The organism is Bradyrhizobium paxllaeri (genome assembly GCF_001693515.2).
In the GTDB taxonomy this organism is placed as follows: Bacteria; Pseudomonadota; Alphaproteobacteria; order Rhizobiales; family Xanthobacteraceae; genus Bradyrhizobium; species Bradyrhizobium paxllaeri.
In genome coordinates, this window is record NZ_CP042968.1 from 6,362,216 (window position 1) to 6,382,734 (window position 20,519).

The 20,519-nt window shown below is 57.8% G+C and carries 15 protein-coding genes; 2 read left to right on the forward strand and 13 right to left on the reverse strand.

The features are described 5' to 3' along the window. Positions 1–424: 424 nt before the first annotated feature. From LMTR21_RS42180 to LMTR21_RS30360, 6 genes are all read right to left on the reverse strand, one after another. Complete coding sequence (locus LMTR21_RS42180) at positions 425–916, reverse strand: ASCH domain-containing protein (RefSeq protein ID WP_084030432.1); 492 nt, start codon at positions 914–916, stop codon at positions 425–427. After that, positions 895–2,223 (reverse strand): hypothetical protein, encoded by a 1,329-nt coding sequence (locus tag LMTR21_RS30340; RefSeq protein ID WP_065751061.1) that lies wholly within the window; start codon positions 2,221–2,223, stop codon positions 895–897. Before LMTR21_RS30340 ends, LMTR21_RS42180 begins: the two co-directional genes overlap by 22 nt. Beyond that, positions 2,220–2,873, reverse strand: a complete 654-nt coding sequence (locus tag LMTR21_RS30345) for a hypothetical protein (RefSeq protein ID WP_050383956.1) — start codon at positions 2,871–2,873, stop codon at positions 2,220–2,222. Before LMTR21_RS30345 ends, LMTR21_RS30340 begins: the two co-directional genes overlap by 4 nt. Positions 2,874–3,029: 156 nt before the next feature. Next, a complete protein-coding gene (locus tag LMTR21_RS30350; protein WP_141688126.1) occupies positions 3,030–6,056 on the reverse strand; it encodes a hypothetical protein in 3,027 nt (1,008 codons plus the stop codon). A gap of 88 nt (positions 6,057–6,144) precedes the next feature. Then, on the reverse strand, positions 6,145–6,600 hold the full coding sequence (locus tag LMTR21_RS30355; RefSeq protein WP_141688125.1) for a hypothetical protein: 456 nt from the start codon (positions 6,598–6,600) through the stop codon (positions 6,145–6,147). 700 nt (positions 6,601–7,300) lie between these two features. Further along, positions 7,301–8,203: a DUF4238 domain-containing protein gene (locus LMTR21_RS30360; RefSeq protein ID WP_065751058.1), complete on the reverse strand. Its 903-nt coding sequence runs from the start codon at positions 8,201–8,203 to the stop codon at positions 7,301–7,303. Positions 8,204–8,970: 767 nt separating this feature from the next. Between LMTR21_RS30360 and LMTR21_RS30365 the strand changes: the two genes are divergently transcribed. Beyond that, positions 8,971–10,020 carry a phospholipase D family protein gene (locus LMTR21_RS30365; RefSeq protein ID WP_065751057.1) on the forward strand — a complete coding sequence of 350 codons (1,050 nt, stop codon included), beginning with the start codon at positions 8,971–8,973 and terminating at the stop codon, positions 10,018–10,020. 475 nt (positions 10,021–10,495) lie between these two features. Here the strand turns inward: LMTR21_RS30365 and LMTR21_RS30370 are convergent, their stop codons facing one another. After that, a complete protein-coding gene (locus LMTR21_RS30370) occupies positions 10,496–12,049 on the reverse strand; it encodes a hypothetical protein (protein ID WP_141688124.1) in 1,554 nt (517 codons plus the stop codon). A 182-nt stretch (positions 12,050–12,231) separates the two neighbouring features. Next, on the reverse strand, positions 12,232–12,531 hold the full coding sequence (locus LMTR21_RS30375) for a helix-turn-helix domain-containing protein (RefSeq protein WP_141688123.1): 300 nt from the start codon (positions 12,529–12,531) through the stop codon (positions 12,232–12,234). 129 nt (positions 12,532–12,660) lie between these two features. On the opposite strand from LMTR21_RS30375, the gene ybiA reads away from it, so the two are divergent. Continuing rightward, positions 12,661–13,161 carry a riboflavin biosynthesis intermediates N-glycosidase gene (gene ybiA / locus LMTR21_RS30380; RefSeq protein ID WP_065751172.1) on the forward strand — a complete coding sequence of 167 codons (501 nt, stop codon included), beginning with the start codon at positions 12,661–12,663 and terminating at the stop codon, positions 13,159–13,161. A 4-nt stretch (positions 13,162–13,165) separates the two neighbouring features. Here ybiA and LMTR21_RS30385 read toward each other — a convergent pair whose 3' ends face one another. The 5 genes from LMTR21_RS30385 to LMTR21_RS30405 form a co-directional block, all read right to left on the reverse strand. Continuing rightward, a complete protein-coding gene (locus LMTR21_RS30385; protein WP_187399237.1) occupies positions 13,166–14,152 on the reverse strand; it encodes a PfkB family carbohydrate kinase in 987 nt (328 codons plus the stop codon). A gap of 24 nt (positions 14,153–14,176) precedes the next feature. Further along, on the reverse strand, positions 14,177–16,105 hold the full coding sequence (locus LMTR21_RS30390) for an HAD hydrolase family protein (RefSeq protein WP_065751052.1): 1,929 nt from the start codon (positions 16,103–16,105) through the stop codon (positions 14,177–14,179). A 144-nt stretch (positions 16,106–16,249) separates the two neighbouring features. Then, positions 16,250–17,365, reverse strand: coding sequence for a hypothetical protein (locus LMTR21_RS30395; RefSeq protein ID WP_065751051.1), 1,116 nt, complete (start codon positions 17,363–17,365; stop codon positions 16,250–16,252). A 6-nt stretch (positions 17,366–17,371) separates the two neighbouring features. After that, entirely contained in the window at positions 17,372–19,279 is a 1,908-nt protein-coding gene (locus tag LMTR21_RS30400) for a hypothetical protein (RefSeq protein WP_065751050.1), read from the reverse strand. Continuing rightward, positions 19,276–20,424 carry a phosphoribosyltransferase-like protein gene (locus LMTR21_RS30405; RefSeq protein WP_246174469.1) on the reverse strand — a complete coding sequence of 383 codons (1,149 nt, stop codon included), beginning with the start codon at positions 20,422–20,424 and terminating at the stop codon, positions 19,276–19,278. Before LMTR21_RS30405 ends, LMTR21_RS30400 begins: the two co-directional genes overlap by 4 nt. Between the last annotated feature and the right edge of the window lie 95 nt (positions 20,425–20,519).

A 20,519-nucleotide genomic window follows, 5' to 3' on the forward strand; every position in this document is an offset into this window, starting at 1 on the left:
AGGCGTGGCGCCGTGGTGTGACCTTGGCTAGAATTCATACGCGTGAATTACTTATGGTTTGGCCACAGGGCGCTGAGACGCGTTTGAGCGTTTTGGAGTGCTTAAGCTCAGTGCGGCTCGGGACGACTCCTCCAACTGGACGCGACATGCGCCTCCATCCTAGCAACCCGGCTAGAACATTACAAGAACAAACCTCAGATGTCGAAATTGTCACCAAAATACGAAAATCGAAGCAACGTGACAAATGGGTTTTCGAACGGATTCAGTCGCTCCACTCATTGCGAAGCTACTTTTTGGCGAGATCGTCAGACCGACATCTTTCTCGGCAACGCCAACAAACTGGCGGAGACGGCGAAGCATTTTAGTCAGGTACCAAGGGTTACGCGAACCCTCGCACACCGGTTGAGGTGCTTGCCAAACTCCTCTAGGTGGCTTGGGCTTCGCCAGCGAACGGAAGGACAACCAATCGCGCTACTATCTCCGCATCTGGTCGGTAGAGGCCCCGATTTCCTGGTGCGGCTAAGGGCCTCGCTAACCGTACCGGATCTGCAACCACCCAGCCGAAAACGTTCGCTGGGCATTCCCCCAGATCCAAGTGCGTGGAGCGCCATGCCTCCCAGCGCTCGCTATCAAGAGGCACGACATCGCGCAGACGAAATGCGCCAACGAAGCCACCTGTGAACAGCGACGTGAACCCAAATCGGTCGCAGCCGGCTTGGTCAAAGGTCCTTCCCGTATGAAGCCATACCCATCCGCGATGCTGAGTGGACCACTGGCGCAATTCCACCTTCTTCCGTTCAAGCAAGATTAGTTCCGCCCAAGGCTGACGAATGCTGAGACATGGTGCATCTGTCAGCAGGCGACGCAGTTCGCTGAAATCGTTAAACACCGGTTTCACGCGTACGTCCTCGTCCACTCTTCAGCAAAACGACGGTAAAGTGCGAAGGCCTCCGTGGGTGTCATCTCGCCGCCATTTCCGAGCGCGATTCGGGTCGCAGCAGGAACGATTTCCATAAAATCATAGACATCGAAACTCTCATCGAGCAGCCGCTCAGCGAACGCCGAATACGACTCATAATGCACTCTGACGACAGGATCGCGCGGCCCCCGTCGCCTTCCGTTTGTAAAGTCGACGGCCGAGGTGGTATCGTCCGCCCCAAGCGCCGCCTTTCGCACAAGGCATGGAACGCACGCACCACAGGGTTCGCCATTTCTCTTGCGAGGTCTACCCGCCACAATGGTTTTCGAGCTAAGATACCAGCAGGTCTCTGTCTGAGCGATAACGTTCTTGAATTGGTCTTTTGCAAGTCGGCTCCTCAATAGTTCAACCGCTTCCCCTTTCGTCTTATTTAGGAATGGATTGCGCACGTTGATGGTCCGCCCGGTCAAGATCTTGAACAAGCTCGCGAGATGCTGATGTACGAGCGGATGAGCGTGTCTTGTGATGCGGTACAGATCAAGTGGTTCTACAGCTAACGCTAGCGGCCCATTTTCGAACTGAAGCACTGACTTGGCACGCGTCGTATCGGTAAAGAGAAGAGCCAGCGCAAGGAACAGGAAGGAGCGATACATGAACTGGCCGCCGACGCGGGGAGCAGCTTCAGATATATTCCAACTGCTGCCTATCTGGATCACCCGGCCAAATCCCATTTCCTTGGCTATGCTCTCCTGTTTCACGCGATTTCGTGCATAGTACGCGACAAGGAGCGTCCTGTCGGCCTGTTCCATCAACGTCGCTAAGCCGCTGGTGCTGTCAAGACCACCCGAGAAGAGCATCACATTTTCAATGGATTCGCGTTCGCTTGCTTTCTTTTTTGACGTCGTCTTCTTCGGCCTGCCCTTGCCAAACACGAGATCAGCGGAAGTTGTCTCGGCCATCCGTTTGGTGAAATCGAATATCCATTCGGCATTGCCCTGAACCCGCAACAGCGCGCTCAGTTCGCTTTTTGCGGCCGACGTCCACCGCGCAGGCCGGCGCAATGGCATAGTGACATGCACCTGCTTTGCCCTAACACCCGTCGTACGCTTCGGCTGCCGGCGATCAAACTCATGCACAGTGCGCGCGATTTCCAGCAGATCGAGCAACGCCGGACCCGCTCCTGTTCCATCCAAGCCGTGTGCAGACCAAGTGAGGGTCGCCAAATCCAGCTTAAGCGTTTTTTGAGGATCACGCGGCAATCGCATTGTGGCGGCGATATCGACTGGAAGCTTTCGCCTGGTCATTTTCCGCCTCCTGCATAGACGGCGAAATCGTCTGCAATCGTCCGCATGATGTCACGAAAGGACACGCCCTCCTTTCGGCTACGATCGCTGAATTTATCCGTCCAGCTCTCTGCGATTTGGCTGCTTGCATCGCCGATGACCGCGCGGGCTTCTGCGCTGAGTTTGAGCAGGTCGCCACGCACGGTGTTTGCGATGATCCCACCGAGAAAAAAGCCGGCCGTGTTCGCCAAAGGCTGCGCGTCAAACTTAGCGCCGAGATTCTGGATGGGCGTCTCGTAATAGAGGTCGTGTCCGTTGTTGACCGTTCGCATCAGGACATCCGTTACCGCACGCCTTACGATTCGTTCAAAGCGTTCATCTGTACTGGGACTTTGACCAGCTTGGCAGATGACGTCGGCCAGATCCGCCAAAGTACCATCAGCCGATCCGCCGATCTTTGAGACGGCTGCGCCCAGCACGGTAGCGCCGCCGCGCAAATCGGCTTCGATCGACAGCAGACGCTGATAAGAAGCTGTGAGCATCTGGTCCGACAGCATGGCGCGCACGAACGCCGAGCGTGTGCGATCCTGCAGCATCTCGTAGATTTGCTTGCTTACCTTTGCTATCTCGGGCTTGGCATTGACAGCGTTTGTGAGCTTGTTGAGCTTCAAGATGCGATCATGCGCCGAATCCGTGCCTTGGCCGCCGCCGCCCCCACCACTGCCGCCTCCTCCGCCACCGCCTCCCCTACCGGCGCCGCCGCCCCCGCCCCCAGAGCCGCCTCCCCCGAAGGATCCGCTGCCACCGCCGAACGATCCGCTTCCCATCTACAAGCCTCCGCGCCAATAAGCCGATGGATCGTGTGGGTTGTGGTTCTCGATCCAGGGGGCCGCCCAGGACAGCTCTCTGAAACGAGTCCAGCTTTCCGGATTGCTTCCACCCTCGACGCTTGCCAGCCCCGCGAAGCTTAGCGCGACCAGCTGCCTGTCGGAGTTCGACGCCACCTCCGCCAGGGGTTCGAACGATTGAATATTTTGCACGAGCTGGAGCCTCATTCCGGAAAGTTCGCCCGCACGCTCTAGCTCGCGCGCCGCCCAAAGACGAGCCTGTGCAGCGTAGCGCTTTGCCCAAATGTGAGATTCCAGAAATTTGAGTTTCCGGAGACGGGCTGAAAAAAGAGCCTGGTCGAACGGCGCATCCTCGCGCTCTACTGCAAGTCGGAACAGACGCATCTCGGCAATGCGCTGACATACGGCATGGCCAGCTGAGCGGGCGAGTTCGATCGTCCCTGTCAAATGGTCGCGTGCTGCGGCCCAGTCGTTCTCGATCTCATCGAGCTTTGCCATGCTGTACGCCGCTTCGGCGCCGAGCGCGTTGAGGCCATGTCGCCCAGCAATATCGACGGCACGTAGAAGATGCCGCCGCGCGTCAGCGCGCTCCACGCCTGACGACCGGAACGGCTCAAACTCAAATAGGCATTCAGCTAAGTTGCGCAGCGTCGCAACGAGCGAAGCGGCGACCACAGCCTCGTTGGCTAGATCCAACTCACCAAGAACGGTTATGAAGGTCGCTCTCGCCGCCTCGGCGTCGTGGTTAAAATAAAGATTGAGCCGGGCGATATTTCCTTTCATGTCACGCGCGCGAGCTCGGAGTTGTGTATCCGCTGGAGCTTGAGCTACCGCTTCTTCTATCTGCTCTAAGGCATTCTGGGCATAACGCCACATTCGCTGCTGCGATTGCGCTGTGCCTTCGGCTTTTGCAATCTCGGACAGAAGTGACAATCGTGTAGCGTTCAGCAGGGGGCTGTCCGCCTGTATTGCGTCAAGCCAAGGCAATGCCTGTCGCAATGTTTGCCGTTCAACGAGAGCGCTTGCGATCTCAAGCAATATCCGAGGGTCGACTGCGTCCCAGCGATCCCTTGCTAACTCCAATGCGCGTCCCAGCCGCAGCCATTCGACAGCGCCCCAATCGCCGGCAAAGCGAGCAGCGAGCGCATTGACGAAGTCGACGAGTTCGATAGCGCCTGCCCCTGCAAGATCACGCACTGGTGCGAACAGATCATCACTCTCGATCAATGCCGGTACGCTCTGCCGCGCCTCAAACGCTCGCTGATGCGCGCGCGCCATCTCACTTGCTGAGAGTGCGGAGCGAACGATATTCCTGGCGCCAGGTGCAAGCACGACCCCGCTCGGCATGTCAATCGTGAGCTCGGCGGCCATGTCCGCAGTCGCTTCGCCTGTGATCTGTGCAAGGGCCTCGCGCTTGGCGGGCCCATCCAGAACCGCAAGGAGCGCGAGGGTTGCCGGATAGCGTCCGATGGCATCACGTGCGATCTGCATGATCGCCTCCGTATCGACCCGATCAAGTGTCCAAAGTGGCCTTTGCTCCTGATTGACGGAGGCGTAACCAATCACGACCGTCACGTCGGCGCCCGCTTCTTCGAGAATGGCCCAAGCTGCGGTGTCGCTCGCACTCGGTGGCGAACTGAAAATCAGCGCGATATCGGGAATGCCAAGCAGCACTTCCAGGCCATCGAGATCACGCATAGACAATTGCCGCAGTGCGCGACCGATGACCGTCTCACGCTCGAGCCCGTCAAGCGCTGGCAGCATCGAGCCCGCCCACTCGGCGAGCCGAAACACGAAAGGTCCCGCTTCCCTTACGCGGACAAACATCGTCGGCCTGGATGACAGTGCTGCAATTGTACCAGCGATCTTGGCAAGAAGCGCCGCGAGCGACGGCTCGTCAGTTCCTGCAACATCTACTCTGACTCGCCGATCTCGCGCCCAGCGGCCGGCGGTCTGCGCCACGTCGTTGTCGGGTGGACCTAGTGCGATGCCGGGATCGTCCGCCGCCACGCGCGTCAGTTTTACGGCAATCAGTTCCGGCGGGATATCGGCGGTTCGCGGTGGCGTCGGACCAACAACCGTGCTCCATACGGCCGGCGCAGCCCAGTCGATAAGGGATGATGTACCTCCCTCCCGGGCTCGGCGTGCCGTCTTTCTTGCCACCGCAGCGGCGAGTTCAAGCGGAATTTTCCCGCTCAGACTTTCGATCAGCGAGGCGGCGACGATTTGACCAAGTTGCGGTCTTATGCGTGCTCGCATCGCAAGCATCGCTCGCGCGCCACGCGCAGCGAGAATCCTGAATGCTTCAGGGCCGGCCGGCCCGGTGTCGTGGCTGGGCGCTTCACCGATCGAGCAAGCTATAAATATCCAAGACGTCGGAAAGGGATTCCGATTGGCTGCGTAGCCGGCCAATTGGTCCAGCGGTAGCCAATTGCCGCACTGCGGGCCTACCCACACGGCTGGCGTTCGACCTGCCCGACCGTGACCGAAGTAGAACACTACATGTGGGTCGGCATTTGCAAAAAAGTCGCTCCGGTCTTTTTCAGAGGCCGCGGTTGCAAGATCCAATGTTGCGATAGCGTCGGCGTCCACAATGCGCGCCTGGACCTGGGCAGACGCGGAAAATGCGCTTTTCAACAAGGTCAGCTGCTGGTCGCGCGCGAACGCCGGGTCGTTGCCCTCGTGGCCGACCAGCAGGGCTACCCTCAGCGGACCAGCGCGGTCGACTGGCGCCGCTGCTACTGTTCCATCGGCGCGAACTGGATGATAGTCGAGGGCACGATCGATGAATCCTCGCTCAAGCGCCTCCCACGGCATTTGGTCGGCAATCTTCCCACCGGCGATCGGCAAGATGCCTCCGGTTCGGCCTTTTGCCAGGACTGCTAGTCCCTGGACGACCTTATCGATGCCCTTGATGGCATCGATCCGAGCGCCGACATCACTGGCGAAAAGGTCAAGGTTACGCCCTCGCCACCACCACCAGGCGTCCAGATCAACTGGAGTCATGTGTGGCTCTGGCCAGCTGAGCTGTGACGACAGCCACTTCTCCTCGATACGAATTGAGCCCGCGGGAAAGGGCATACGCTCGGCGGCCCTATTCTCGAAACAATTTTTTAAGCCCAAACAGAATGAGGGGTGCAACAAGCGTCCAAGCAATCAGAAATAGACCTGAGCCTCGCTCGTCCCAGACACCCAGTAATTTGAAGACGTCCCCGAACGAGTAAACCCAAAGCACGAAAGAGAGCGTAGACATGATGACGGCTGACCATTCGGCGGGAACGCCGGCGGCCGTGTCGGATGTCATCCACCGACGTAGACCGAAGACTGCCGCAAGGCAGAAGATAGTCCATCCGGACCACCAGACGATGCTCGACGGCGGGGGGCCTTGCAGGATAGATTTACCTGCAAGGTAAGCCGCGACGACCTCTCCAGGCACAAGTTTGGCAACCGCTACCGCCCACTTCTCGACGCCGCCGCCCGTGTCCGCAGCTTCCGGTCCCAAACTCTTCTGATTTTCATGTCTTTCGACACGAAGTGGTGCCCCCCACATGCTCGCCCCCTCGGTGATACCACTACTTTAAGTTGGATCGATGCAAGTGAAAAGGCATTTTTCGGCCGAGTCTATAGATCTTGCTTTGAGCTAGAAGGCAGCGTCACGACAGCATCATCGCTGCGAGACCAATGCCGAAGATCGGTGTCGCAAACTAACGTTTTTCAGTGGTTCGCTCTACCCACGTCAGGAGGCGCCAATCCCTTGGAGAGCGGTCACTCCGAGGTCTTCTCACGGCGGGATAGGTGACTGCCGAGAAGCGGCCTCCGCGTCGCCTTCTTCGTAGAATCCCCTTCTGCCCCTGCAATTCGACAAGGTCATGTCCAACCTCGACCCGCCGAGATTGACAACGCCTCTTTACGATCTGTCCAAGCAGCCGCGCGCCGGGCCGCGTGATCAAAACGACCCGAAGGCGGCGTGCGGGACGGTTTAGCAGCGGCACCCGGGAACGGGACAGTGATAGCAATTCCCGCGGGCGAGCCCCCGTTCCGCGTGCCCCCGGCGAGGAGGACTTGATGTCTTGCGGTATGGGATCGTAAACTTAAATGGCAGAGGCCCTTGTTTCCTTCAGGGGACTAGGTAAGCGTAGCGCGCAAAGCCCAATGCGCGACAGCGGACGCACTGGGCAGGATCGGTCTCTTGGGCAAAGATCGTCGCACCATTGCGCAACTGAAGACCGGGATGCGTTCGCGATAACGCACTAGCCCTTGACGAGAAGCAACGAGTCCTTGCTCTGCCCAAAGAGTTGGCTGTGAGAAGCTCGAAGCATCTCCTGATTCAGCTCTCCGACCTGCGCCGCGGTCAGACTCGCGGACGAGAACGCGGGCTGCTCATTGGCTTCCGTCAACAGAAGCGCTGAACGCGGAGAAACCGGATAGTAGAAACAGAGTTCTGTTGGAGGCCGGACGCCATCGCCACGTAAGTTTATGATTGGCTGATCCCCGGTGATGAATGGCGTATTCGTATTGTTATCGAGCAAGGCCAGCTTTCGCTGCTTGCGTTCAAGAAAGAGGCTCATGCCGATGTTGAAGGCGAACATGGGACTCATGATGTCCCATATACGTGCTAGCTCCTTTCCATTGTGGCGCTTGACGCGGTCGATCGTCCTTTCCTTCACGCCCTTCGTTCGCATGGTCTGCATACAGATGAAGTGCAAAAATGTAACGCATTGAGCGTCGCTTTCGTAGAACGAAAGGTCGCCCGCCAGTATCATGTCGAGGAGCGGCAAGAACCGACTTTCGACGCCTGAATGATAATCCTCCAGGGCATTGGTCTGGTGGACATCGAGCAGTGCCTCGATCTTATCGAGGTTGTTAAGCCGATGCCGGTTTTGTTCGACAAGGCGGGCGGGCCCCACAAGATTTACGAGCAGATCCTCGTGATGCCGCTTCGCAAGAGGATGACCGGGATCAATCACCAGCATCTTGATCAAGGCGAGGTCGTCGTCAGTCAGATTCTGCAGCTTATAAAAGTCGCGATCCACGGCAACGCTGTTCGCGCCGGTGGCAAATATCGCGCCATCTCTCAAGCAATAGAGCAGATCGTCAACCGTCCACGACTTCAGATAATGCTGCCAAACGTGGTGCTGTCGCCGCTTCTTCATGACCGCACACGATCGGGGGGCCGCCGGGGAGTGCCGGATTCTTTAGTTCTCCACAGGTTGTGCCTGTGAATAGCCGGGATAGACTGGCCGATTAACCCTTGCCCACGGCAAGGCATGGTCAACCTATCATTGACGATTCGGGGAGGACCGCCAGCTTGCGACTGGCGGCCCCGAATTGCCCGCGCAATCCAGCCGGACTGCGGGCCAATTGCTGATGTTGACAGCATCCGAATTACATTCGGTCACACCCGACGGGTCAAGTCCGGCTTTCTTCAGTCGAAAGAAAGTCGAATGGCTAGCTACAAGTACGGAACCTATCTCTCACAATCGACGCACGAAGCGTTTGATCAGGACCACGGACCTGGCTCGGCAGCTCCCTATGCCGGCATCTACCGGTGCATGGATGTCACCGCGAAATCGGTATCGCATCGGGTCACATCCTGCCGCCGCAATCTCACCACACGCACACGACGGCGCAGGGCTCGATCCTCTGGCGCCTGATCGTCTATGCAGACCACAATCCGAAGTGAGCATCAAGAAACGACGTCCGGCGAAAGTCGGACTTCTCACTTTCTTCCGAAATGACAGGGTGCTGTGTCTTGCTCACTCAGACAAATCACGTCGCCAGCCGCGAAGTCCAAGTCGCCGCCAGCAGCCGCGTAGCGGCCAAACATAGCCGTCGTAGGTCCCAGTTGTCAGGACGGGTTACCCGCACCCAGCGAGCCCTCCGGTCTGTGCAACAAATCCAGATCTGCTATTCTCCTTGAATGCCCACACCCGAATTCATCCTTCAGGGTTTCACGTCGACCACGCATATCGATGCGTTGCATCGAGTATTTGATCTACCGGACGTTCAAAAGGTTCTGGTGAGCACCGCGTTCGCTTCTGAGGGAGGCGTGGAGCGGATTGAAGAACATCTAGTCCCACATGTGGCCTGCACGACTGTATTTGTGGGCATTCGAAACGGCGCTACGTCGTATCAAGGGTTGGCTCGGCTGCATCGCGTGGTAAACGAGATCTACACTGTAGATACGGGCTCCCGGACAGTAATCTTCCATCCCAAATTATACCTCGTGCGCGGGAGAGAGCGTGCGCGCCTGATCATAGGTAGCGCCAATCTCACTCTTGCGGGGTTGCACTACAATATCGAAGCCGGAATGCTGCTCGATTTCGATTTGGCGGACGTAGCCGACAAGGCGGAGGTTGACAAAATTGAGATGCTTTTTTCCGCCTCTGTGACGGATTACCCGAGACATATAGTCAAGGTTGGCAATATCGCTGATCTTGACGAACTGTTGGCAATGAAGCGACTCATCGATGAAAGTGTCGCGTCTTCGGCACGCGAAGCTATCGATAGCGATGCGGTGGCTTCCGCAAGCGAAGAGATTGACGTTGATGAAGATGCCGACGACAGCGCGATTCCGCGAATACGACTTAAGACGGGATCTCTGCGAAGCAGAGCCGTCAAAGAACACTTCGTCTCGAACGATACCGAGCACGACAAAATACCTGCCGAAGAAAGTGAACCAGTCGGGCTTCCGCCGCCTGTGATCGACACAGAGGTTGAAGTGGTACCGCGAGATGCCACGCGGTTCGCGTTCAGGACTTCGCGTCAGAGCAGCAGACGCGGCGAAGGTCCCAGGGTACGAGCACGAAGACTGCGGGCGGAAGCTAAGGCAGAGGGAAAGAAGTGGTACTTTACAGGCGAGCCCTGCATCTATGGTCATGTCGAGGATCGGCTGGTCAGCAACGGCAAGTGTCGGGAGTGCAATCGGTTAGATTCCGAACGGTCTAATCGGCTAGGACTCTACCGCTGAGGGCTGCCCCCTTCGCGACCAGAACACAATCGCCCAGATGTCAGCGCCAAATCTCGTCGAGCTTGAAAGTGAGCGCTTGTGCCTGCGGCCAGCCGGCGCGCACAAAGACGTCCAGGCAATCCATCAGGTCATTCAACCTGTCACGATCGGTTAAAGGTTGCACGATAGTCCGCCAAGTACCGCTGGACGATCCGAACGATAAGATCCGACGCCATCTGCTCGTTGCTATAGCCGCCTTGCTCAGCCGATTTCGCAGCCTGAGCGATCAACGCGAAGACCTCCGACGGCTCGATTGGAATGAACGTTTCGAGGGTTTGAATAAGGTGATGTGCGATCGGGGCGACGATCGCGGTTGAGAGCCGCGTCAAAATTGAACGAGAGGAAATCGCGAGACCGCTCGAACGGGGACGAGAAGCGTTTTGAACATCTCTGGAGATCTCTCTTGATGGTGCGCGATGCGCCAGCGCGGAGCATTTCAACTAATCTGCGCCTCACGGTCCAACTTCAAGCTCCGCTGGTCGAGGAGCAAAGGTATGCCTCGAGCCTCCCCCTGGTCGAAGCCGTACTCGTCAAGATCTTGAACCTCCGGGCGAACGTCGAGCGCCTCGAAACGCGCCGAACGATATCGCCACACGGGGTCATCCGTGCATTCGAAGGTTACCTTGGCACTGTAAGTCAAGCTAGTCCCACCGAATGAGCATGTACGGAATAGGAGCACTTCAAGCGGATCCGGCCGATCAACGCCTTCGAAACTCTTGAATTCGAGTCGCATCGACGGGCTTGGATTGAGGAGCATCTCAACCGCGCAACGCGCTTCGTCCGCCGTCCAGAGCTCATCAAAGTTGAATAGGTTCGCCGAATTGATGCCTGCCTTTGACAAAAGCACCTGCCAGCCGTCCAAGAATTCGGAGATCATTGGCAACTGATCGACATATGGACCACTGAGCACCTCACCGAGTGGCAGTGAGACGGCTGGAATGCGAGGGTTTCCAGATATCGTCAGCTCCGCCTGCCCGCCTGCTATGAGGGAAAGCGCTCGCGCGAACTCCGCGTGCTTGTCAAGGGAACGCAGAACGCCGTCCAGACCCCGCTCGGATTCGAACTTGGCGCTGCTGCGGGTCATCCGAATGATAAAGTCCTCGTGCCGTATCAGGAACTCCGGACCATCGACATCATCGATGGGCGGACCAATAAACATCGTGGCATCAAACCGCGCTGCTCGCCCGAATGCAGCCCCTCTGATCGATATCACGCAAGGCCCAAGGGTTGGGGGTGTGAATACAAACTCCTCGATGTCGTCGAACAACGTCCCTTGATATGGCAATCGGATGCCAAATCGAGAATCGAAGACGCGAAATTGCGTCGGCTTGATCGGCGCCAACCCGAGCAGCACATTGTTCAAGTGCTGGGGGCCATCTATGAGCGCAATAGCTTCAGCTTCATATCGCCCGCGCTCATAGCCTAGCTCCGCGAGCTGTCTCTGCTTTTCGATCGTGTAGGCCTTGAAATCATCTTGGCAAACATCCGAGAGGGCCTCGCGCAGCCCCTCGGGGGTTGGATCGAAGCGTCGTCCGATTTTTTCGTAATCGTAGCTGATGTTCGCGTTGTTGATGTCATACGACTCGTTAGCCTCGGCCAGACGAAGTCTCTTCAACACCTTGGCGAGTTCATCGCCAATAAGATGCACCAGATAGCCGGACTGTAGCTTGCCTTCCTGGCTTATCCGAAAGACAACGATGACGGAGGGGTGTGCATCCTTCGCGAGCCTATCAACCGCGGATAGGCTCAAGCGAACCCGACTGCTCTTTCGTCCAGCCGTCGATTTCAATTGCACACGGACAGCCCTAGCCTGTCGTCGGTCGAGCGCAGTTCCATCACCGGAACGATCTGGCGGAAATTCGACGATGAAATCCCAGCCCATCACGTCGACAGTGCTTTTGTTGCAGATCAAATCAGCTTGCGCGGAGAGGAGCTGGAATTGGCTCTCCCCAATTAGACCGATGCGTTCCGACTCAAGGTCGCGCTCCATCCAGAACTCCATATCGCGTCAGTACTTGCTTCATCTTTTTCGCTGCTGGCGATGCAATTCGGATTAGTCGATGCAGGTGTATGCCCGTCCGACGACGTGACGGCAGTGCCGAAGTCCCCTCGCGAGCGAGACGATCGCTCCACGCCTGAGATGCGTACCGGGTGAAAGCCGCGCTTCACGCTTCAGTCGCGGGTGACAAGATCCCCCAGATCACGCAACAGCGTGAGCAGCTTGTTCAATCCCGCGGGCGACCCGTCCCAAACTCCGGCAACCGCTTTGGCCAATTGCTCCTTTCCATTGTCGGCCAGTTGCGAGCCATCGACGGAAAGACGTTTTTTTGCATAATTGCATAATTTTTCCAAAGTCGGCGTGAGCCGCGGCGGCTTCCGGTTCAAAGCCCGATGGACGCTCGACTGGTCTACGCCGACCAACTCTGCCAGTTTCGTATCGTGCAGATTAAGCTTCTTTTTTAGCCTTTCCACGCACGCGACCGCTTCGACCGCTCCCTCTTCGAGGCTGACAGGTCGTCCAACGGAATGTCGAATTTCATCTTTCCTACGGGCCACATATATGCAATAATGCAGAAATTCAGTCTACACAAGAGGTCGGAGATGAAGGAAATCCGCTTTTATCGTGCAAGCGAGAAGCCGTATGGAGTGTTCAGCAACCTCTACCGGCGGCAGATCATCTTCGAGGGGCGCGAGTATCCCACCTCCGAGCATGCCTATCAGGCCGGGAAAGCGCGCAAGGACGAGGTCCGGGAATGGCTCATGGCCGCCCCCTCACCCGCGCTGCTTGCGATGGCAGCGCACGGTCTCTACCAGTGGGACATCTCCCCCGACTGGTCGAGAGTCAAGTTCGACCGCATGAGGGGCGTGCTGATGGCGAAGTTCACCCAACATCCCGACCTGGCGGCGATTCTCCTCGACACCAAGGATGCCGTGCTGATCGAGACTGCAACCGTCGACAACGCCGTGAACAGGCTGTGGGGAGAAGTACCCGGCAAGGGGGGTAAGAATATGCTCGGGGTGCTGCTGATGGAGGTCCGCGAGCACTTCGCGCAGAACAACAGTAAGAAGCGGCGCAAAGTCACGATGCAGGCCGCCGAATAAGAACTCAGCGGTCGCAGCTTCCGAGCGCCGTCCAATACGCGGTAGAAACCTCGTCGAGACCTCTATCGAGCATATCCCGGACGTGGCTCGCACCCGCAGCCTGGAAAAGACCGCGAGCACCGGTAAAGCCGCAGTTCAGTGCCGCTAGGCGCTGGCCAACCTCGACCCCGTCGAAGATATCTTCGACCTTCCAACTTCCGTCTCGATACCAGCGCTTCAGGACAAGATCGAGCAGGCCGGTCGTCACCATGTCGCCCGATCCGCATGTGTCGACGACTCGCGGAGCAACACTTGACGGAAAATAACGCCTGACGTTCCCGTTCGAAACGGTCAGTCCGCGCGCGCCGTGAGTTCTGATGACTATCGTTCTAGGATCAAGATCGTCGTCAGCAACGCTTTTCCCAACGGTGTCGTCGGAAAGCTTGATCACGGTAGCGTATCGCACAGCTCGAGCGAACAGTTCACCGTCGGCTGATGCCGGCTCGAAGAAGATCAGGGCGCTCGCTCGCTTGGCTTCTTCCATCGCAAGAATGATCGATTCCGAAACCCTGTCGGCATAGAAAACCGATACCGACTTCAACGTCTCGGCGGCCTGGCAGACGTGGTCGCGGTCAATCGAGCGCCATTTTGGAAACCGGACGAATGTCTGAGGGCACGTCGTCGTGAAATGGTGAGTCGCACTGGTTGTGTCGACGATTTCGACGATGACAGGAGAGCTTCCCGTGTGGGCCCTTGAGATATAACGGGTCTCGCATCCGCCCCTCTCAAACTCATTGAAAAGGAAGCGGCCATGGTCGTCATCGCCGAGATTGACTACCGGAAAGACGGGATGGCCCAGCATGGCAAGCGATAGCAGCACGTTCCCGCACGAGCCGCCCAAAGCCTCCGTCGGCGCCGAGTAGTCGTTCGCGTAGACCCGATCGACCGCAGTCAGACCGGTACCGGCGACGGCAGGCCGCGGCGACTCTCGAGAAAATTCCAGCTGCTTCAATTGGACCATAACGTGAACATACTATCAAGTCCCTCGCAACACGGATACATCCAATTGCGCGCGGCCCTCACCCGTCAGGCGCATGCCGCTGAGTATCCTTAACAGACCATCAGGACCCGAGACGTTGCCGGGCAAGAGATTCCAACAGGAAATCTCGCGATCGCAAACCCGGTCCACGCTTAGTCCGAAGTCTCCACCCAGCAAATCGAAGTCATTGCCATGGCGATCACCGCTATCGCCGATTGCCAGCATTTGAAGACGGCCGTCGCTCATCCCGGCTTGAATTACCTCCAAGACGCGTGTCTTGGCTGCCCAGGCGGGACAGATGTCGATCGAATGTCCCGAGCGGACCAATTTCAGTGACGGGCGGTAACTCACGATCTCGCGCAGCTTACGAAGGCCGTCGGCGGACGAGACCAGTTTTTCGATACCGATCGTGATCTGTAGCGGATTTTCCTTCGGAAGCCATCCACCGAGGAACATCCCAGCTTCGGCTCGGATGCATTCGAAAGCGTCCAAAATCGCGGCATCAGCTTTCGGCGGAGTTCCTCGAATATCGACAGAGAGCGGAACGATGTGCGCTCCGTTGTAATAGCCAACGAGCACGCGCTCGCAGTGCTCTGCCGAAAGGCACTTGCGCAAATCCTCGCCGACCGATCCTCCTCGGCCAGTCGCAAGCGCGATGGCTATGCCGCCGTCCAGGAGCTTCTTGATAGCGTCGATCACGGGACCAGTGGGCGGCTTGAGCCTTTTGTCCGTCGCCACCATTGTCCCGTCATAGTCGAGGATGACGGCACCGAACTCCGCGGCTCCAAGGCGCTCGATGAACTCGTCGCGGTGCGTGCACCAGAGTGCATCCGTTCTATCCGGCTCATCCGCCTTCTGCTCCGATCGACGCTTTCTGCGCGTGGCCGCATCTTCACTCTCGATCGCGACAAGCAGGTCCTGGCTGTCGTAGATCAAGCGTCCGAAATCGGCGACCCCAGGCTTCCCGGGATCGATACCCGTAGCCTCCCCCAAGCCTTCGACGATACTGAATGAGCTCAGTACCGCATCAAAGAGGGTATGTCGGCCGGGCGCGCCGAAGCCAAAATGCATCTGCGGTATCGTGGGCGGAATACAAGACCGGATCGAATCCCAAAACGGCTGGCTTCGACCGCAGGTCAGCGAAAGAAGAACCGTGCGTTCCGCATACCGGTCAAGCCAGACGTGCCGACCATGCGCGAAGTTGCGAAAATCCGTTCGCTGCACTCCGCATAGCCCGGCTTCCCAACAACTTGTTTCGATCATGACTGCAGCTGCTGTCAGGGCGGGATCGTGGAGTATAATCAGCGTATCGCGCCCGGAATCCCAAGAGCCAGCGACAGTCTCGATCAAGCGAGCGCGGTACGAAGACCTCAAGAGGTTCTCCGATCTCGCTCGCACTTGAGCACTTCTTTGATCGACGTCATTCCCGGCAACGTGATCGCTTGCGAGGAGCAACGACGTGATGGTCGCCGTCAGCGAGTGCGTCGCCAGAAAACCGTCCTTTTGATCGGTTACGGGAACGACGTGTAGCCTGACGTCCTCGGCCCCCGCATCAGCGACAAGACTTCTGCCCCGTGCGGTGACGACATCGATCCGGCGGGCATGTTCCTTGATGGCAGTCCGGAATGCTGCGCGGATATCCGCGTTCTCGCCGCCAGCAGTGAACAGCCAGACACCCCACTTCGGCAAGACAGGATCGAGCGCGAACGCCATCGGCGTCGTCACCGCCGTCGCCGAATGGAAAAGCGAAGTCCGACAAGACGATAAGAACTCGGCAGCGACAGCGGAGCCTCCGCTTCCGACTGCGGCCACGGGATAATCGGCCGCGCGCTCGAGCGCCTCGGCTAAAAAGCTGATTTCGCCATCGCACGTCGCCGAGATGGTATTGCAGAGGCCGGTCAACTTCGTTGTGAACACTGCGGTCATAAGATTGCCGATTGTCTCGCGTCGAGGCTTCTATTCAGCAGAGAATTGCCAAAGTTCAGTAACGGCGCCTTCTGCATTGAGATGTGACATTGCCGCCCATCTTGCAACGGTAGGCTGCCGAAAGATCACGCCCGTACGTGCGCCCTAGCTCGCAACCTTTTGGGTTCCCGCATCGTAGCTCCCGTACACGGGTCCGTGAAGCCACACATGAACGGCCATATCTGGCAAAGGAGGCGTTCCGGTTGGATTAACAGGGTCGTATTCGTACCGAAGAGTCTCGACGTACTGGACTGACAGATCATGTTCTATGGCCGCCATCATCGCCCCGACTGCGATCACTTTGCTGCCGAACGGAGAAAGAATGATTTGAGGGAAAAAGACATCCTCCACGGTTCGATCGTATCTCTTCTTTAGGGTGGAGATTGTCCGGTAGCAATCGAGCGGATTCCGTTCCGACACGTAGATCAGGTCGCGTGCATCGACCTCCCATTCGTTCAGGAGCTGCGCCTGGTATTCGGCTAGAAGTTCGTCGGCCCGCCTGGGATTTCGCGCGGGGAATGGCACGACGGGGCACACCTTATAAACGCTATCGAGGGTGCTCCTTATCCTCCGCAACGTTTCAACCCGCCCCTTCCCAAGTTGCGGTAGCCAGATGCGCGCGACCGGGAGTTCGTCGTAACTCCCGGAAGGACCGGAATATCCGCGAACGAACTGAACCTGCGCCGACGGCTCGCCGACGATCCGGTCATCCAGTTCCGGATTTGAGACAACCATCAAGTGGAGGCTGACCTTCGGCCTAGCCTCGGCGAATTCGAGCAGCAATTTGGCGAGCGGAAATCCTACCCCTGTCGACAGCGCGCTCATATCCAGCACAACGTCGGTAATGTCATCAGGCCATTTGTAGCCGTCCACGGCCGAGCGTACGCCGTGACCGCCGATTGGTGCGCGATCATCCGCCGAGAAAATCTGAACGTGGGCGACGGTCGTGTCGGCAATCACACTCCTCAGCTGCGCTTCGTTTTCGTCGGCGAGCTTCTGAAGTGCGACGGCAGGATCTCCACGATCCTCCCTGATGAAGAGACCGTGCACGCGATCCCCCATCGTTGCAGAAAGCTTGCGCGCTATTCGTTGAGCTCTCGGATCGAATCCCGCGCCCGCGACAAGCACACAGCATCGAGACGATTCAGAAAAGAAGTCGTCGATGAACTGGTCTACGCCATCGTCAAAATGGGTAACGCAATTCTCCCAATGTCGGCGCATGATCCGCTAGACCTTTTCCTCGACTGGACCGAGATCTGAAACGGTACGCTCTAGGAACCCTCCACGATTAAGGGTCAAACCGTTGGCAAGGCAAACCGGGCCTGACAGCTCGAGGAGACACCAGTTCTTGCCTCCTTGGCCGTAATCGCGGATGGCAACGAGCGCGCCGTAGGCTATCGCGAACTTCAGAACGAGCGCCAGCTCGCTTTCGCTCGCGAGCAAATCCTTCATCTCCGTTTCGAGCACGGCGACCGCGTTTGCGCCGGCTCCTAACGGAGCATTCGGCTCGGTCGATACCGTACGGCAATCTTCGGCGATCCGGTCTATGAGGGCTCGTACCTTGCGAGCAAACGGAAACCCCCATGCATCGATCATCTGGCCCGATTTCTCACGGAGCGCGCCTTGCTGTTGCGCAGGCGTAAGCGCGGGATCCTGATTTCTTATCGCCTTGGTCTCCATCCGCTCGACAAGAGCGCCGGCTAGCTGAAGAAATACCTCGGCATTCTCGTTGCTCGCGTCACAGAGATCGTCCAGTCCGAAATGAAATGGTCGCTTAAACAAGTCGTTCAGCATAAGACGAGCGGCATCAGCGATAGTACTCTTAACCTTTAGCGGTTGCCGCGGCTCCGGATCGTCCGCGAACAGGTTTCCTGTCTGACCTGACGTTCTGATCGCATACCTGTGCAAAAGCACACGCGTCATTACGAGCTGCACTTCCTCGCCGAGATCTAGCGATTTCGCTCCCTTGACGTAACGCTCAACCGCCTGCTGGATCTTCCGCCGCCTTTCGTGGCCAATCTGCAGCTTCCGCTGGTCGCGATCGATGAGCGTCCGCAGCTCGGCAATCTGGCTTGCCGAAAGTCGCGGCGGCTCTTCGCCGAGCAAGTCCTTGAACCGAGTGTAGTTGCGATCGCGGAGGGGCTGCACCAGACGGAGATAGCGATCGGCCATGTCAGCGGCCATCTTGCGGAACTGGCGACGCTCATCGAGCCTGACACTATCGGTCTGCATGAAAATGTCGAGATAGTCGCGCTCGACCTTCAGGCCTGGCAGCGCATCCTCGTCCGCGGATCGAAAGACCGCGTTCGGCGAGAGCGCGTCCATCCGCATCATCATCCAACGAGCAAAACGTATCTCGCGACGTGCGAGAGCGCGAAAGAGGGCCTCGAACTGGTCCGGATGCAGGGTATGGACGTCATCCAGTATCGTCAGGGGCCGCAAGCGGCACGAACTGCCGCCCCAATCGATCTCAATTTCCTGAATTGCCTCGAATGGCTGGTAAGGCTCGCGCGCCTCCTCAGCGATGTTATCTAGGGAAGGAGGAAGGAGACTTGCACCGACCGAGTAAACAGCTCGCTCCACACTGCGAGCGCGAGCAACGACGTCCTCCGCATTGGCTCCGCCAATCTGTTCGAGCTGGGCCCCTGCCCCCTCGCGTGGGATGAATTTGATCTCATTCAGGCGCCGCCGACGATTGGCCGTCAGGTTGCGAACCAGCGCGAGGATCGTCCGGGCCTGGATCAGGGCCAGAACGAGCTTTGTCTTGACGGCTGGTTCGTAGGGGAGCTCCCAGAAGTCCCTATATTCCGACTCCATGGGAATTCTGACAGCCGCGACCTTCGGTCGCTCATCCTCGGTGAAGCCACAGCTCGCCAAGACAGACGCCAGTGATCGGTTGTTCTCGCTGCTCTGGTCGCGCAAGATCGACTCGAGAAGCCTGAATTCGACCAGGCTCGCCATCATGGTCTTACCGCTTCCAGGTGTTCCAATCACCCGAACCGGATGATCGAACAAAAGCGCGCGCTTCTTGTGCTTAGCAACAAACGCCGTCAGCGGCTCCGGGCTGATGATTGCAAGAAATGCGGAATCATCGCGTATGTATTCCGTCGCACGCCTGAGGAAGGGATTAGTCATTGAAGAGACCCGTGCCTGTCGCGTCGGTAGAACAGAGGTCGCATCGCACGTGCGCCGCCGTTACCCGCCGTTTCAGCCCATAGTAGCGGGACACTGTTGTTCGGAGTATTGTGCTCCAAGATGATGGGCAGAGCACAATCGGCGTATCCGAGCTTCATGTCGCTCTGCCCCGCTTCGCGGCAATGCTTCTCGGCGCGCGTGAATATCTCATGGTCGTAGTACTTATCGCCAAGGTCGAGCATCGCCCCGTCGGAGGGCCGCGCCAGAGGAAGAGTGTCCGGCAGGAGCAGGCCTTCCGTCACGGTATAGTCGGAGCAGGTCCATTCGCTCCATTCCGCTTTAGCTATCTCCAGCCGCTTCATTAGCGCCGACCTGGCCTGGGCGCTGGAAATGTAGTGATGGATATGCAATTCGTAATTCTCCGCGATCGGGAAGCCATCGCCGACGCTGTCGCGCGCATCGCGGATCAAATCGTTAAACTTCTTTAGCTTTCCCTTCCACTCGCCGTCGGCGTTCTTGCGAATGAACGTCGTACCAGAGGCGGTGAAGTCGTCAATCAAGTAGACGCAGTCGAACTGTTCGGTCGGCGTCATTCCGTGGGCCTGCCTGAGATTCTTGCTGAGATCGAGCCACTTCTCCTTGTCGACATTCATCATCGGTACGACTTGCTCTGTCGAAATCCGACCAGCGTTCGCACGGCGAAGCATGTCGATGCGACTCCCGTCGCTCATCCCGACGAACAACGTCTTGCGCAGACATCGCGTGAACGCGTCCGCACCGCTCTTGTCGGTCCACACTTCATATGGCTTGATACCGAGCTGATGCGCTACCGTTCGCCGAAGATGGGGTGTGACGACCTCAGGCACGAAGGTCTCGACCAAGCACTGCATCTCGGACAGCGAAATATAGACAAGGCGCTTCTTTACAAAATCGTACGCTGCGGCCCGATCGGCTGGATCGAACTGCTTAAGCCACGTAGCGAGACTCTCGAGAAAGCGCACGCCTGCTCGGAAGTACGAATAGCCATCGTACTTCACCGCGGACATCATTCGCAGCCAAGCATACTCGCGAGTTGCAACCGCTTGATCGTCTTCTGGCCAGCCCATCACTTCAGCTAAAAGACTCAGAGCCATCCTGTCGTTCAAATGAGCGTCTTCCCTAATTGCTTGCTTTTGAAAATCACTGCGAATCACCGCCGGGAGGGCAGCAATTCAACTCGTTATAATAGTGTTAGATAGCC

What these genes read in the sequence shown, in the direction of transcription:
- LMTR21_RS30390 (WP_065751052.1), bottom strand. Translation starts at nt 16,105, where the DNA reads ATGACCGCAGTGTTCACAACGAAGTTGACCGGCCTCTGCAATACCATC.
- LMTR21_RS30340 (WP_065751061.1), bottom strand. Translation starts at nt 2,223, where the DNA reads ATGACCAGGCGAAAGCTTCCAGTCGATATCGCCGCCACAATGCGATTG.
- LMTR21_RS30355 (WP_141688125.1), bottom strand. Translation starts at nt 6,600, where the DNA reads ATGTGGGGGGCACCACTTCGTGTCGAAAGACATGAAAATCAGAAGAGT.
- LMTR21_RS30360 (WP_065751058.1), bottom strand. Translation starts at nt 8,203, where the DNA reads ATGAAGAAGCGGCGACAGCACCACGTTTGGCAGCATTATCTGAAGTCG.
- ybiA (WP_065751172.1), top strand. Translation starts at nt 12,661, where the DNA reads ATGAAGGAAATCCGCTTTTATCGTGCAAGCGAGAAGCCGTATGGAGTG.
- LMTR21_RS30350 (WP_141688126.1), bottom strand. Translation starts at nt 6,056, where the DNA reads ATGACTCCAGTTGATCTGGACGCCTGGTGGTGGTGGCGAGGGCGTAAC.
- LMTR21_RS30400 (WP_065751050.1), bottom strand. Translation starts at nt 19,279, where the DNA reads ATGACTAATCCCTTCCTCAGGCGTGCGACGGAATACATACGCGATGAT.
- LMTR21_RS30370 (WP_141688124.1), bottom strand. Translation starts at nt 12,049, where the DNA reads ATGGAGCGCGACCTTGAGTCGGAACGCATCGGTCTAATTGGGGAGAGC.
- LMTR21_RS30365 (WP_065751057.1), top strand. Translation starts at nt 8,971, where the DNA reads ATGCCCACACCCGAATTCATCCTTCAGGGTTTCACGTCGACCACGCAT.
- LMTR21_RS30395 (WP_065751051.1), bottom strand. Translation starts at nt 17,365, where the DNA reads ATGCGCCGACATTGGGAGAATTGCGTTACCCATTTTGACGATGGCGTA.